Raw genomic sequence first — 14,543 nt, 5'->3', positions numbered from 1 at the left:
CCTCAAAATTTTTTATTTTATAATTGCAATGCTGCTTCCCTACCTTTTTCTAATGCCAGTTCATTTAATTTTATAATATTTTCACTTTTTCCTTTAAATATAGTTGTCAATTCATTTTTTAAGCTGTCAATATCTACAACTTTTGTAATAGCTGCCATAGCACCTAGCATAACCATGTTTGCCGCCATTACATTGCCGAGTTCTTCAGCTATTTTATTAGCAGGAATTGGATATACATCAATATCTTCCCGCTTAGGCTTTGATTTCACCAACGAGCTATTGTAAAAAAGTTTACCCCCTGCCATTAATCTTGCCTCAAACCTGAGCAATGACGGTTCATTTAAAATAACTAACGATGTAGGATATTTTACTACAGGCGAAACTACCTGGCTTCTTCTTTCGTCTATAATTACAGTACAGTTGGCCGTGCCACCTCGCTGTTCAGAACCATAAGCCGGATACCAGATTACTCCCTTCCCTTCTTTTAAGCCTGCATAAGTTAATAATTGTCCAATCCTCATTACCCCTTGGCCACCAAAACCAGCAAAAATTGTCGCTTCCACAATCATCACCTCATTTAAATTTCTTTAAACTCACCTAACGGAAATACTGGAATCATTTTTTCTTCAATCCATTTTAGTGCTTCTTTAGGCGATACACCCCAGTTGGTTGGGCAAGTCGATAATATTTCAACTATTGAATAACCTTTACCATCTATTTGTGCTTGTAATGCTTTTTTTATAGCTGCTTTTGTTTTTAAAATATTTCCAATGTTATTTACTGCAGTTCGAGCTGCATATGCTACTCCTTCCTGTAAAGCTAACGTCTCAACAAACCGCACTGGATATCCTGCTTCTTCTGCCTTTTTACCATAGGGAGATGTAGATGTTTTTTGTCCAATCAACGTAGTTGGTGACATTTGACCTCCAGTCATTCCATAAATAGCATTATTTATCATAATTGAAGTAATTTTTTCCCCGCGAATTGCGGCATGCAAAGCCTCAGCCGAACCGATCGCCGTCATGTCTCCATCGCCTTGATACGTTATCGTTACTAAATTCGGATTAGCCCTTTTAACTCCAGTAGCCACTGCCGGTGCCCGCCCATGAGCTACATCAATGCAATCAAAATTAAAATACCTTTCAGCAAAACATGAACAACCAACCCCAATTACTGCTACAGCCTTTTCTCTCAAATTCATTTCATCTAAGACTTCAGCTAAAATCCGATGGATAATCCCATGAGTACACCCTGGACAGTAGTGGGTTTGGGTAGGCTTTAAACTTTTTGGACGAATGTACTCTTTAGTTTTCATCATCTTCCCCCCATTTTTTAACATTTTCATTGTTTAAAATAGCTTCAGCTACTTCGAGAACTTCTTCAACATAGGGCACAATGCCACCTGTTCTTCCATAGAAATAAATTTCGCCTTGACCTTTAACTGCAATTTCAACGTCTTCGACCATTTGTCCTTTGCTCATCTCAACTACTAATATTTTCTTGCCCGCCATTCTATTCTTAAACGCTTTTTTCGGGAAAGGCCATAAGGTTATTGGTCTAATCAAACCAACTTTCTTTCCTTTATTTCTTAAAGTTTCAACAGCATCTTTTGCTATCCGGGCACTAGTTCCATATGCAACAAAAACCAACTCTGCATCATCTACCCCATCTTCTTCCCAGCGTTGTTCTTCTTTTATAATCTGCTTATACTTTGCATTGAGCCTTTCATTTACAGCTTCTAAATCCTCAGGTACCGGGTATGATGAGGTAATTATATTTTGCTCCCGATTACTGCAACCAGTAATTGCCCATGGTTTTTCAGGCAATTCCTTTTTCTCTTCAGGTAATTCAATCGGCTCCATTATTTGTGCAAGAACCGCATCTCCTAAAATCATTACTGGATTTCTATATTTATCTGCTAAATCAAAGGCAAGAGACACTAAATCAACCGCTTCTTGAACAGTTGACGGTGCTAAAACAATGTTTTTATAGTCTCCATGTCCGCCACCTTTTACCGCTTGAAAATAATCTGATTGGGCTGCCTGAATACAACCTAAACCAGGTCCACCACGCATGATATTTACAACAACACAAGGTAATTCAGCTCCTGCAATATAAGAAATCCCCTCTTGCTTTAAGCTCACACCAGGACTGGATGAAGATGTCATAACCCGTGCTCCTGTAGCAGCTGCCCCAAATACCATATTAATAGCTGAAACTTCACTTTCCGCTTGAAGGTAAACTCCCCCAACTTGCGGTAACCTTTTTGCCATATATTCAGCTACTTCAGTCTGAGGCGTAATTGGATAGCCAAAGAAAAATTTACATCCACTTCGAATGGCAGCTTCCGCAATGGCTTCAGCACCTTTAAATAATACTTTACCCATTAATCTTCGCCTCCTCTTTCACTTCAAATACCAGGTCAGGGCAAATCTGATAGCATCTTCCACAGCCAATACATTCTTCAATATTTGAAATGGTTGCATAATAATAACCTTTACTGTTAAAATCTTGATTTAAATAAATAATTTTTTTAGGACAAACATCAATACATAATCCACAACCTTTACACCGTTCATAATCAACAGTTACTTTCAATTCTTATCACCTCTTTTAATATTGATTTAAAATTTTTTCTTTCTGGGGATATTGACTAAAAATCGCATCAGCAACCTCAAAGGCTATCACCTTGCAATCTAAAAGGCCTTTATCTAAAACTTTTAATGCGGCTTTTGCTCCGCTAACTGCCTCAACCGTAGGTCCTGGCAAAGTTATAATTACCTTTTCTTCATATTTACCTACTACAATTTTGGCTAATAAATGACCATTACTACCATGTATTTCTACTGATTCAGCATTTTGAATTAGTTCTAAAACAGCAACATGCGTACAATCAACTGTTAAACCACTGTTAAATTTCTTTCCCCCACCTGCACCACCTGTAATAAATATAATTCCCTTGCATTTACCCCATTTTTTTACTTCTTTTTGTATGGCGCTTATATCATCTTCTGGTGGAGGTGTTCTAATCACCTTACAATCAGGCCATTTTTTTAATATTAACTCCATTAATTTTGGTGAGTTTGTATCCAATACAATTCCTTGTTTTATTTCACCACCTGTTGGAATAATGACGACTTCTTCAATTGTTATGTCATCCACAGTCTTACTTCCTCCTCCCCCCACTACAAAACAATCTCAACTTTTTCTATAATTGCCGTGCTTGGAATCAGCTCAGCATTTTCAACTCCAGGAATTATCTCATCCGCACGAGCTATTATTTCTTCCCGACTTAATTTAGGAGTTATTTCAGGCAATTTATCAAGGTCAATTCCAAGTGCTTCTAACTCCAACCTTGCTGCTGGAGTAATATTCTCAATATTTAGATCTACCCCGTAGTAAGCCGCAACATATAATACCGCCGGTGAGCATCCCAATTCTTTCGCCGGTCTTAATCCAAAATCCAACGCATCAAGAATATGTTTTGCTAACACATCTTTTGGAGCAACAATACAAGGTAGTTTTGCTTTCAATGTTTGAGCATAAGGTCCTGAATTATGAGCAGTATTACCCGGTTTACATTTCATAAAAGGCTGGGAACGACTATAATCTTCAACAATTGTACAACCAATTCCCACAGATATATGTCCACCTGTAATGCCCCAAAGTATATCCTCATCTCGCATTATTTGAAGTTGTCCCAATATTGGCAGAAGCATTTCTTCCATTGTTACGCAATCCATTACTTCTGTACCTGAATTATTATTTACCGTCCTGCCACTAATCACAACATTGTGTAAAGGCACAAGCTTCTGAGCTGGATCCGGTCCTATATAAAGCTTTTTGGTGGGAAAATTTTCATAACCCATCCTCAAATGAGGCTCCCGTTCAAACATTTCTGGCTTTAATTCCCGCTCTTTACAAAATAGCCGTCCAAACTCGGGATGAATTTTCCCCCTATCAGCAGCAGCAAATGCGATAATTGCTCCTTCTACACAAAGTCCATCACTGGTGGTCGTAAAAGCATTTTCCATATCAAACACATTTATAGCTACAGGAGAATTAAAGTACTTTGCAATAATTTTTAAACCTTCATCTATTTCCAAATTTGCTTCTTGAAATTCTTTAACATCAACATACGCGATAGTTACCGGCGCTCCATGTTTGGGACCACGGCCTTTCGGTAAAAATCGTACTTTAATTTTTTTACTCATACATTCACCTCAAACAATTTATTTTTGGGGAAAGACTATTACTCCCTTCATAATTCTGTCTTTATAAGTTGAAACTTCTTCTAAAGCTTTAGGTATATCTACAAAGTCGTAGATATTGGTGACAAGGGGAGAAAAGTCTAGGTTATGTTTTTTTACCAAGGCAACTGCTCCAGCAAAGTGATATTGATAGCGAAAACTCCCCAAAAGTTTAAGACCTGTTCTTGTCACTTGATCAATATTAATAGGGACTTTTCCTGCACCAATCCCCAGAAATACCACCGTACCTCCCCGTTTTACAATCTGAAGCGCTTGTTCGACAGCTTTAGGATTTCCAGTAGTTTCAAAAACAACATCCACACCTGATTTTTTAGTGACTTCCATTATTGTTTTCAATGGGTCCTCTTGAGCTACGTTGATTACCTTTTCTATTCCCAATTTTCGGGCAATTTCTATTCTTCTTTCGTATAATTCAGTTAGCCATAAGTCACCACACCCTCTAATTTTTGCAGCAATTGCTGTTAACACTCCTACAGGTCCTCCACCTAAAACTGCAATTTTAGCTCCAGCTCGAAAATCAGCCACATCTACAGCTTGTAAACCAACACTAAATGGTTCTAATAACGTAGCTGTTGGTGAATCAAGGTTTTCAGGTAGCGGTATAACATGCGTAGCCAATGCTGTTATATACTCCGCCATTCCACCATCTACTGGTGGAATACCTTTAAATTTGGAAAATGAACACAGGTTATAAGCCCCCGTCCGACAGTGCTCACATTGTCCACAATTTTCACCAGGATCAACAATTACTCTTTGGCCTAATAATTCTCTATTAACTCCTTCACCCACTTCAATAACCGTGCCTACGATTTCATGTCCTAACACTAATGGTTTATCCAGAACTGTTGCCCCTATGTGCCCGTCAAGATAAAGATGCATATCGCTCCCACAAATGCCAACCGCCTCTACTTTAATAAGCACCTTACCTTTTTCCAGTTCTGGTACTGGGACTTCTTTAAAAATTATTTTTTTCGGCTCCATTAATACCGCAGCTTTCATTAGGCTGTCCAGCCTCCATCCACCAGCAAATTAATTCCAGTTATATACGAAGCTTTAGGGGAAACTAAAAACAAAATCGCTTCGGCAACCTCTTCAGGGGTTCCTGGCCTTCGCATCGGGGTTTTGTTAATAATTAAATTACCCCAGTAGGGATCTTGCAGGACTTTCTCAACCATTTCTGTTTTGATAAAAGCCGGCGATACTGCATTTACCCGAATATTATATTTCGCCCATTCTACTGCTAAGGCTTTTGTAAGTTGCTTTACCCCACCTTTAGTAGTTGCGTAAATTCCTCGTTCTGGTAAAACTTCTTCCGCTTGAATAGAAGCTAAATTTACAATTACCCCCTCTTTTTGAGCAATCATATGTTTGCCTGCCTCAATGCAGGCAAAAAATGTTCCTTTCAAATTAATATCAACCATGTAATTCCAATCTTCTTCTGTGTACTCCTCAATAGGTTTCCGAACATTAACTCCTGCACAATTAACTAAAATATCAATGCGTCCATAACGCCCATACACTTCAGAAACTAATTTTTTTATATCAGCAACTTTCCCAACGTCACATGGGATGCTATAAACCTCCAGGCCTTTTTCACGTAATTGTAAAGCTGCTTTCTCTCCCTCTTCTTTATTACGATTGGCAATTACTACTTTAGCCCCTTCCTCAGCTATCCGCTTTGCTGTAGCAAATCCAATCCCTTTACTTCCACCTGTCACTATACCTACCTTACCGGTTAATTCTCCCAAGTTAATCTCCCCCTCCCTTTTAGTGCTCTCCCAGCTTTGGCCGTCGGTCTTCAATTTCGGTAAACCCTTCCAATTCCACATCCTCAGTTGGATGCAAAATATTAGTATTTTCTAATATGGCTTTTACCGGTTTACCCTCTTCATCATAACCTTTGATAATGATGGTATGCATAGTTTCGGGAATTCTTGGCACGATTACAAGTTCGATATTTTTTATTCGATGATCAGCGGCAAGTTCAGACACAGCAAATTCCACTCGTCCGGTGCGTAGTGATTGAAACTTTGCGTGTTTTAAATTTTCAATCCCTCTAATTTTTATTTCTTTAAACGGTGAATAGTTATAAACCGCGGCTTTCATTTTTAAAATCCATTCAGGTAAACTGGTATGCATTGCTCTCATTTTGCTCTTCACCTCCTTAGGAAATTTTTCTTTTAAAACTATATGAACAAAAGCGTTTTATAAGCCAATACGGTTTAAATATCTCCTTTTCTTTTTCAGACAAATTAGCAAATGTTTCTTCACTTAATACATTAATAACTGGTACACCAATTTGTTTTGCAATATCCAAAACTTTTGGAAGGGCATTTATAACATCGCTTTTTTTTGTAGTTTCCAATAAGTGAGAATTATTTAATATATTGCTTAATTTTATACCAAGTAAGGTTTCCATTTTTTTAGCAAATTTTTTTAATGGACTTATTTCAAAAACAGGTCGATAGTAATTAATAACCAAGTACAACCCAACTTCTTCCGGGTTTAAAAGAGGTTTAAATTGTCCAATCACCCTAAACCAATCGTTGCCCCCAAGGTCAATAACCACATAAACATTAGGCTCGATAATTGCCTGTAACATTTCCTTTGAAATAAGCGGTATATCAAGGCCGTAAAAGTTTTCACCAATTGCAAGGATTTTAATTTTTTCTTTTTTTAAAAAGTCCCTTGCCCTAAAATGAGGCTTTGCTGGATCAAGGTCCAAAAAATATACAAGTTTTCCCTTTGACTCAAAATTTTTTGCCAGATTAATTGCTAATTCTGTTTTACCAGTTCCATATTCGCCAAATAATATGTTTATTTTTTTTTCAAACATCTTTGCACCTTCCAAATTCATAATAATTCTTTTCTGCAAAATTAATGCCAACTTAAAACGAGTAATATTTTTAGTTGAAAAAGCGCGAACTTTCCGGTTGTAATTCTTCAACCGTACTCATTCGCTTTTTGTATTTTTTAATTGAATTGAGGAATTTTATGCCTTAGCGCATATTTTCAAAATTTTATTTTAGTAAATGCGTTAGGTATAGTGATAGATTAGGGACATATGTCAGGATCATTAAATCAATAATTGCGAAAATCATAAATGGAAGAGATGCTTTTACAACTTGCGATAATGTAAGATCCTTTTGCAAACCATTGGCAACAAACAAGTTAACACCTAATGGAGGGGTTAAAAGACCAATTGTTAAGTTGACCACCATGATTACACCAAAATGGATAATATCTATGTTGTACTGCATAATAAGTGGCAGGAAAATTGGCCCCAAAATAATGATTGCCGCATTGAGTTCCATCAAACATCCTGTAATAAGTAAGATTAAGTTAATTAACAGTAGCAGCATAAATTTACTGTGAGCAATACTGGAGATAGCTGTAGCTACATTGGTTGGTACCTGCTCCGTAGTTAAAACCCAACCCATTGCGGTAGCAGCAGCAATAATTAAACCAACCATTGCGGAAGAAACACCGGCATTGGCAAAACTTTTAAACATGTTTTGTAAAGTAAGTTCCCGGTAGATAAAAAAGCCAACAATTAAAGAATAAACACAGGCAACTGCCGCTGCTTCAGTTGGAGTAAATACCCCACCGTAAATTCCACCTAAAATAATTGCAGGCATTCCTAAAGCCCAAATTGCTTCTTTAAATGAAGTTAGAAAACTTTTCCAAGTAGGCTTAGCTGTCCCTTTATAACCTCGCTTTTTGGCATAAAAGTAGGAAATAATCATAAAAGATAGACCAAATAAAACACCGGGCACTATTCCAGCTAAAAATAGCTTACCAATTGAAGCATTCATAGTAATACCATAGGTAACAAAGGGAATACTCGGAGGAATTAAGACACCTATCATTCCTGATGCTGCTATTAATCCCACAGCAAAATCTTTGTCATAACCAGCTTCAATCATAGCCGGTACCATAATTGATCCAATGGCAACTACAGTAGCTGGCGCAGATCCAGAAATTGCTGCAAAAAACATACAGGCAAGTACGGTGACCATAGCCAAACCGCCAGGTATAGGTCCTACAATATTTGAAGCAAAATTAATCAAACGTTTGGAAATACCACCCGATTCCATTAGACTTCCAGCAATCATAAACAGGGGAATTGCCAAAAGTGGGAAAGAATCAAGACCTGTAAATAATCTTTGCGCAACTAAAAATAATGGTACTTTTTGGGATGCTAATATTGCTCCAAATGTTGACAATCCAATTGCAATACCTATTGGAACATTCAAAACCACAAATATTATAAATAATGTAAACAAGATATTTGCCATTAGGTATCTACCTCCTACATAACTTAGCTTAATATACTTTTTCCGGTAATATTTTCAATTAAAATCATAAGATAACGAATGCCCATTAAGGTAAGCCCAAATGGAACTGCAAAATATGCCCATGCCATTGGTATCCGCATGGCCGGGGAAAGTTGACCTGTTTTTACGATGTCCATTGTATAACTATAGCCCACATAAGCAATTGCGAAGCTGAAAATTAAATTAATAGCTGCTGCTAGTATGGCAGCAAAACGTTGAGCTTGCTTGGGTAAAAAATGCACAAAAGCATCAACCCCAATATGAGCCCCTCTTTTTGCAGCAAGGCTCGCTCCCACATAAATCGCCCAAATATTTAAATATCTTGAGGCTTCATCTGCCCACGATGATGCATCTTTTAAAACAAAACGGGTTATTACCCCCCAAAATACTACCGCCGTCATTATCATTAGTAAAATAGCAACAAGATTTTGTTCAATAAATTCCAAAATTCGATCAAGTTTTTTTAAGAAACTCATGTACTTTGTCATCCTCCTTGTCCAAATTTAACATACTTTGTTTTATTATTTTTTACCTATTTACATCATTACTTATCATTTTGAAGAGAGCATTTGGCCCTTCTATAAATTGGGGCCACTGCTCTCTTCTACTTAATTTTTTCTTATTGTATTTCTTTTTGTGCTTCTTCGACTGCCTTGATTACTTTATTTAAGAGTTCTTCACCAATTTGCGATTTAAACTGATCGTAAACTGTTTTTGTTGCCTGCTTAAATGCTTCAAGTTCTTCGGGAGTAAGTTCAGTTATAACCATTCCCGCATTCTTTAATACTTTCATCCCAGCTTCGATTTGTTTTTGGTTTTCTTCTCTTTCAACTTTTTGCCAGACTTTTGCTCCTTCATCAATTACTTTTCTAATATCTTCGGGTAAACTATTATAGAACTTATCGTTAATAATAAGCAGGTAAGGATTGTATATATGACCATCTAAGGTTAAGTATTTCTGTACTTCATAAAATTTCATTGAAACAATTAGAGAAATTGGGTTTTCCTGGCCATCAACAGTTTTCGTTTGTAATGCCGAATAAACTTCATTAAACGCCATGGGAGTTGGACTGCCACCTAATGCTTTCACAATAGCCATATGAGCAGGGTTTTCCATTGTTCTAATCTTTAATCCCTTCATATCGCCCGGTTTCTTGATAGGTCTAACGCTATTTGTGTAATGTCTAAATCCATTTTCCCCAAATGCAAGATTACGTACTCCGGTTTTTTTCAATAATAAATCACTTATTTCTTGCCCAACTGGACCATCTAATACTTTGTAAACTACTCTGGTATCTTGAGGGAAGAGATAAGGCATATCAAATACCATTATTTCTGGAAAGATTCCTGGAAATGGTCCAGTACTTAAAGCTGCCATTTGAATTGTACCCATTTGAACTCCTTCCAACTGCTCCCGTTCACCACCTAAAACGCTAGCAGGATAAGTGGTGACTTTAACTCTTCCATTGGTATGTTCTTCTACATACTTCTTAAAAGCCTGACAGGCAGTTTCTAAACGGTCATTGGTTGCCGGTGAACTGTGGGATAATTTTATTTCAATTACTCCCTGGTTATTTTCACTACTTTTCTTTTCTTCAGTTTTCGTTCCACCTTTGCCGCAACCAGTTATTATTCCAAATGTAAATAATAGAGCAAGCAGTAAAATCCCGAATTTTCTTAAATTCATTTTCCCACTCCTCCTTTAGTATTAATTTTTTTAGCCAAATTGTCTTCTAAAAATTTTTTTAAAAAATTTACCATCAAACTTTTTTACTTTCACCCCCTATCGCTCTTAAGTATTCTTTTAGAACTTTACTCAATTTTTCTTAAAAAGGCCACCTCCTCCAAATAATTAACTAATTTATTTTTTTATATGTTGAACTAAATATTCAATTGGATGAAATACTTTTATATTACTATTAGGAGCAAAAGTTTCTACACCCCGCGTTAATTGCATAATACAAGAAGGACAGGCAGCTAAAACTATATTAGCCTTTGTTTCTAATATATTTTTAATTTTTACTTTCAAAATTTCATCAGACATCCTTGGCTGTGTTATGCTAAAGACCCCAGCTCCTCCACAGCACATATTCGAGTCTTTCATTTCAATTAGTTTTACCCCAGGCACCATATTCGCAATTTTTCTAGGCTCAAATTTTACCTTTTGCTCCCGCACTAAATGACATGGATCATGAACTGTTATAACATCACTCCTCTCTTCATATTCAAAATAATCAAGCAACTCATTTTTTACTAAAAACTCATTAATATCTATTACCTTTTGGGCAAATTCGTGCGCTTCTTTCGTTTCCAATAATTCTCCATATCTTTTTAATATTGCCCCACAGGTAGCGCAATCTGTCACAATAAAATCATATTTTTGGTATTCACTATTTTTTAAATTGTAATTTGCTAAATTCCTAAATGTTTCTATATCCCCACTAAACCAATGAGGAGCTCCACAACATTTATTTGTTAAATTCTCCACATGAATTCCTACTGCTTTCAGCACATTAAAAGTTGATTGATCTAAAAAATTAAAGGCAAGAAGATTAGCACAATTTTTAAAATAGCCAACTCTTATCTCTTTATTAAAACTTCCCTTTCCCTTTGTTTTTAACTCACCTACTTCCCCTCGATAATTAGGCAAAGACCTCTCTAACCTTTTAAGGTCATTAATAGGATTTAATCTTTTAACATATTTAACAACTTTTTTATCTTTTACTTTTGAATATACCTTGACAAATTTACCTACAATTTTTATCATTTGAGGAGTAGGCAACAAAATTTTGTAGGCAAATTTTAATAAGATATTTTGTTTCTTTATTTTTACTATTTCTCTTTTCGCCAAATTCATAACTAAGTCAGTTTTTACCGAAGATGGACAGGTCTCAACACACGCTCCACACTGTAAACAAGTTTCTATTGCATATATTATTTGTTTTTGCCAGTCATATTTTTTTTCTAGTACTAAGTCCATTAATCGATTCCGCCCACGAGCTAAGTAAAACTCATTTTTTGTAACTTTATATGTTGGACACGATTGCTGACAAAGACCGCATTTATTACATCTTAGTAACAATTCTTTTATTTGTGTCATTTTACCACCTCAATTCACAATTTTCACCAAATATGGTGCAAATATCATCTTAGGATCAATTTTCTTTTTAATTTGGAGGAAAACGTCATTAAACAAATAATGTTTCAACACTTTCGCAGCATTCCCACTGACTTCTATTTCTGCTTTAGAAGTATCATTAAAAATTCGCAAATATTTTGCCTTAATATCAAATATGAATTTTTCGTTTTTAAATCCACAATTTTTAAACAGTTCAATTTCATCCAAAACTCTGTATTCAGCAAATTGTGACTCATTAGCCGGAAGTTTATTAATGGTATTTTGAATTTCTTTCCTGTCTGTAATTGTCTTTGTAATTGTTTTTAAAAACTTGTTTCCTATCATCTTATCCAAAATAAATTTATGTAAGAATTCTACGGCTTCAACGCTACCTTCATAAAATAACAAAATATTTACATATTCACCTTTCTCTTCATTTTCAAGGCTAACATTTTCTATTAACAAATGGGTTATATAATAACGATAGGGAAGAATATTCATCAAAACGGTAGAAACATCATCGGGATGAACCTTTATAGCTATTAATTCAGCTGCAGGTTTAACAGGCTGGAGTTTAAGAGTTACTTCCACCAAAAAACCTAAAGTCCCACGACTTCCAAAAAATAAGCTTCTTAAATCATAACCACTAACGTTCTTAATGGTTTTTCCCCCAGTTTTAATAAGATCACCATTAGGTAAAATAACTTTTAAACCAAGAATGCTTTGACTGAAATCTCTATTAAAAAATGCTCCTTCGGCAACAATACCTCCAATTGTCCGTTCCCCTGCCATTAAAGGACTGCGCATTAATGTTAAACTGTTTTTATTAATCAACTCATCAATTTTTTTTAGGGTAGCCCCAGCTTGAACAGTAATTGTTAAATTATCTTTAGCAAATTCGATTACTTTATTTAAATTTTTGGAAGAAACATACACATAATCATCACTCTTTGTTAATGAGACTGTTTTAAGGGTACTTCCTTGTCCTATAGGAATAATATGTTTATTTGTTTTTTCATAATTTTTTATACACCACATTAGTTCTTCTAAAGTACCTGGTTCAATTTTCTCTAAAATATCGCTCATCATCTTTAAATTCACCACCCGCAATTTAAGGTATAACCTTTCCAGCATTTAAAATACCTTTTGGATCTAAACATTCCTTAATTTGTTTCATAAAATTTAGATCTTCAGGTGAAAACTCCCAACTCATATACTTTAATTTTTCAATCCCGATACCATGTTCACCTGAGATCGTTCCTCCCAAATCAATTGCTAATTTGATAACCTCGTCACAAGCTTTTTCTACCCGTTCTAATTCATCATGGTCCCAAGGATAGTATAAAAATATTGGATGAACGTTGCCGTCTCCAGCATGTGCTACTTGGCCAATAAGAACATTAAATTTTTTTGCAATTTCTTGGGTGGTACTAATCATTTCCGGTAACTTATCACGGGGAACCACAATATCCTGAGTTATATTTAAAGGCCTAATCCTACCCATTGCTCCAGCATTTGAACGGCGTGCCCGCCAAAGTAATTCTCTTTCCTCTGGCGTTTGCGCTTTCGAAACACTTATACAGTTGTTTTTATGTAAGATTCTTTCTATACGAGCTAATGTTCCAGGAATTTCAGCTTCTAAGCCATCTACTTCAATAAGAAGCAAGGCTTCAGTTTCTGGTCTCAATCCTAAATTTATATACTCATTTACCGCTTTAGCTGTAATTTTATCCATTATTTCTAATGTAGTTGGAATAATCCCCTCAGCAATAATATCAGAAACTGCTTGTCCAGCATCATGCAATGAAGTAAAAAAGGTTAAAAGAGTACCTATACTTTGTGGCAAAGGTGTTAATTTCACAGCAATTTTAGTTATAATCCCAAATGTTCCTTCCGAACCACAAAATAGGCCTGTGATGTCATGCTCAACCCCATAGTTAGGTGATAAAATTCCTGTCTTAATAAGTTCTCCATCAGGCATAACTACCTCCAGGCCTAAAAGGTGATTGCTTGTTACCCCATATTTAACCCCTTTAATACCACCGGCATTTGCCCCAACGTTACCTCCTATAGTTGAGACACTAAAACTTGATGGATCAGGTGCAAACATAAAACCATAAGGCTTTAATATTTCTTGTAACTCGCCATTGGTAAGTCCAGGTTCAACAACAGCATATCCATCCTTTTTATTTATTTCGATAACTTCTTTCATTTTAGTTAGGACAAGAATAATATCACTTTTTACAGGAACCACACCACCACAAAGCGATGTTCCGGCTCCCCTAGGTATTATAGGCAGGTCTTCGCGACTGGCAAGCTTTACTAATTTAATAATTTGTTCAGTATTCTCCGGAAAAATCACTGCTTTGGGTATTGAACTATACGGTGAAGCATCAATTCCGTAAACTTCTAAAACTATAGGATCAGTAATAACATTTTCTTTTCCTACTATTTCCCACAATTCTTCAACGATTTTTTTGGAAAGCACTTTTACCACTCCCAAACCAAATATAAATTTCCGCTCCGGCCGGCTTTTACACACAATAACACTTAAGCAAAAACAATACCAGGTTTACGAATTTTTAAAAAATAATTTATAAATCTTTTACAGTTCTGTTTATTCGTTATTATTTTTTAATAATAGTTTTAACCTTGTAGCTCTACATTATTCAATTTTGAATATTTATGCATTTTTGCATATTAATAAAGTTTTAACAATTTGCACACTATTCATTGTTCAATAATTTTTAGGTATGATCTAATCCAAATTTTTGTATTAAATTCGTACATTTAGAAACTAGTGACTAATCAACGCTG

The 14,543-nt window shown here is 35.7% G+C and carries 16 protein-coding genes; all 16 read right to left on the bottom strand.

Annotation, left to right across the window (positions count from 1 at the left end; translation table 11 throughout):
* Positions 1-17: 17 nt before the first annotated feature.
* Positions 18-566: a 2-oxoacid:acceptor oxidoreductase family protein gene (locus CHY_RS06100; protein WP_049752126.1), complete on the bottom strand. Its 549-nt coding sequence runs from the start codon at positions 564-566 to the stop codon at positions 18-20.
* 11 nt (positions 567-577) lie between these two features.
* Positions 578-1,315: a thiamine pyrophosphate-dependent enzyme gene (locus tag CHY_RS06095; RefSeq protein ID WP_011344222.1), complete on the bottom strand. Its 738-nt coding sequence runs from the start codon at positions 1,313-1,315 to the stop codon at positions 578-580.
* Entirely contained in the window at positions 1,305-2,387 is a 1,083-nt protein-coding gene (locus CHY_RS06090; RefSeq protein ID WP_011344221.1) for a 3-methyl-2-oxobutanoate dehydrogenase subunit VorB, read from the bottom strand. The genes CHY_RS06095 and CHY_RS06090 overlap by 11 nt, the downstream gene beginning before the upstream one ends.
* Positions 2,380-2,598 carry a 4Fe-4S dicluster domain-containing protein gene (locus tag CHY_RS06085; protein WP_011344220.1) on the bottom strand — a complete coding sequence of 73 codons (219 nt, stop codon included), beginning with the start codon at positions 2,596-2,598 and terminating at the stop codon, positions 2,380-2,382. The genes CHY_RS06090 and CHY_RS06085 overlap by 8 nt, the downstream gene beginning before the upstream one ends.
* Positions 2,599-2,613: 15 nt before the next feature.
* Positions 2,614-3,162: a molybdopterin-binding protein gene (locus tag CHY_RS06080; RefSeq protein ID WP_011344219.1), complete on the bottom strand. Its 549-nt coding sequence runs from the start codon at positions 3,160-3,162 to the stop codon at positions 2,614-2,616.
* Between the two features lie 23 nt (positions 3,163-3,185).
* Positions 3,186-4,214 carry a hypothetical protein gene (locus tag CHY_RS06075; protein ID WP_011344218.1) on the bottom strand — a complete coding sequence of 343 codons (1,029 nt, stop codon included), beginning with the start codon at positions 4,212-4,214 and terminating at the stop codon, positions 3,186-3,188.
* Between the two features lie 18 nt (positions 4,215-4,232).
* A complete protein-coding gene (locus CHY_RS06070) occupies positions 4,233-5,270 on the bottom strand; it encodes a zinc-dependent alcohol dehydrogenase (RefSeq protein WP_011344217.1) in 1,038 nt (345 codons plus the stop codon).
* The gene (locus CHY_RS06065; RefSeq protein ID WP_011344216.1) at positions 5,270-6,019 is read right to left on the bottom strand and encodes an SDR family NAD(P)-dependent oxidoreductase; all 750 of its coding nucleotides are present in this window, start codon (positions 6,017-6,019) and stop codon (positions 5,270-5,272) included. The genes CHY_RS06070 and CHY_RS06065 overlap by 1 nt, the downstream gene beginning before the upstream one ends.
* 19 nt (positions 6,020-6,038) lie before the next feature.
* Positions 6,039-6,419 (bottom strand): hypothetical protein, encoded by a 381-nt coding sequence (locus CHY_RS06060; protein WP_041537687.1) that lies wholly within the window; start codon positions 6,417-6,419, stop codon positions 6,039-6,041.
* A gap of 16 nt (positions 6,420-6,435) precedes the next feature.
* The gene (locus CHY_RS06055; protein WP_226986743.1) at positions 6,436-7,158 is read right to left on the bottom strand and encodes a hypothetical protein; all 723 of its coding nucleotides are present in this window, start codon (positions 7,156-7,158) and stop codon (positions 6,436-6,438) included.
* Between the two features lie 133 nt (positions 7,159-7,291).
* Positions 7,292-8,569, bottom strand: coding sequence for a TRAP transporter large permease (locus tag CHY_RS06050; RefSeq protein WP_011344213.1), 1,278 nt, complete (start codon positions 8,567-8,569; stop codon positions 7,292-7,294).
* Between the two features lie 23 nt (positions 8,570-8,592).
* On the bottom strand, positions 8,593-9,084 hold the full coding sequence (locus CHY_RS06045; RefSeq protein ID WP_041537685.1) for a TRAP transporter small permease: 492 nt from the start codon (positions 9,082-9,084) through the stop codon (positions 8,593-8,595).
* A 143-nt stretch (positions 9,085-9,227) separates the two neighbouring features.
* The gene (locus CHY_RS06040) at positions 9,228-10,295 is read right to left on the bottom strand and encodes a DctP family TRAP transporter solute-binding subunit (RefSeq protein WP_011344211.1); all 1,068 of its coding nucleotides are present in this window, start codon (positions 10,293-10,295) and stop codon (positions 9,228-9,230) included.
* 174 nt (positions 10,296-10,469) lie between these two features.
* Positions 10,470-11,708, bottom strand: coding sequence for a (Fe-S)-binding protein (locus CHY_RS12725; RefSeq protein ID WP_011344209.1), 1,239 nt, complete (start codon positions 11,706-11,708; stop codon positions 10,470-10,472).
* 9 nt (positions 11,709-11,717) lie between these two features.
* Complete coding sequence (locus tag CHY_RS06030) at positions 11,718-12,815, bottom strand: FAD-binding oxidoreductase (protein ID WP_162485067.1); 1,098 nt, start codon at positions 12,813-12,815, stop codon at positions 11,718-11,720.
* Between the two features lie 22 nt (positions 12,816-12,837).
* Entirely contained in the window at positions 12,838-14,214 is a 1,377-nt protein-coding gene (locus CHY_RS06025) for an FAD-binding oxidoreductase (RefSeq protein WP_011344207.1), read from the bottom strand.
* Positions 14,215-14,543: the final 329 nt, after the last annotated feature.

The sequence above is a fragment of the Carboxydothermus hydrogenoformans Z-2901 genome, from assembly GCF_000012865.1.
Lineage (GTDB): Bacteria > Bacillota > Z-2901 > Carboxydothermales > Carboxydothermaceae > Carboxydothermus > Carboxydothermus hydrogenoformans.
This window is presented reverse-complemented; position numbering and strand designations above follow the sequence as displayed.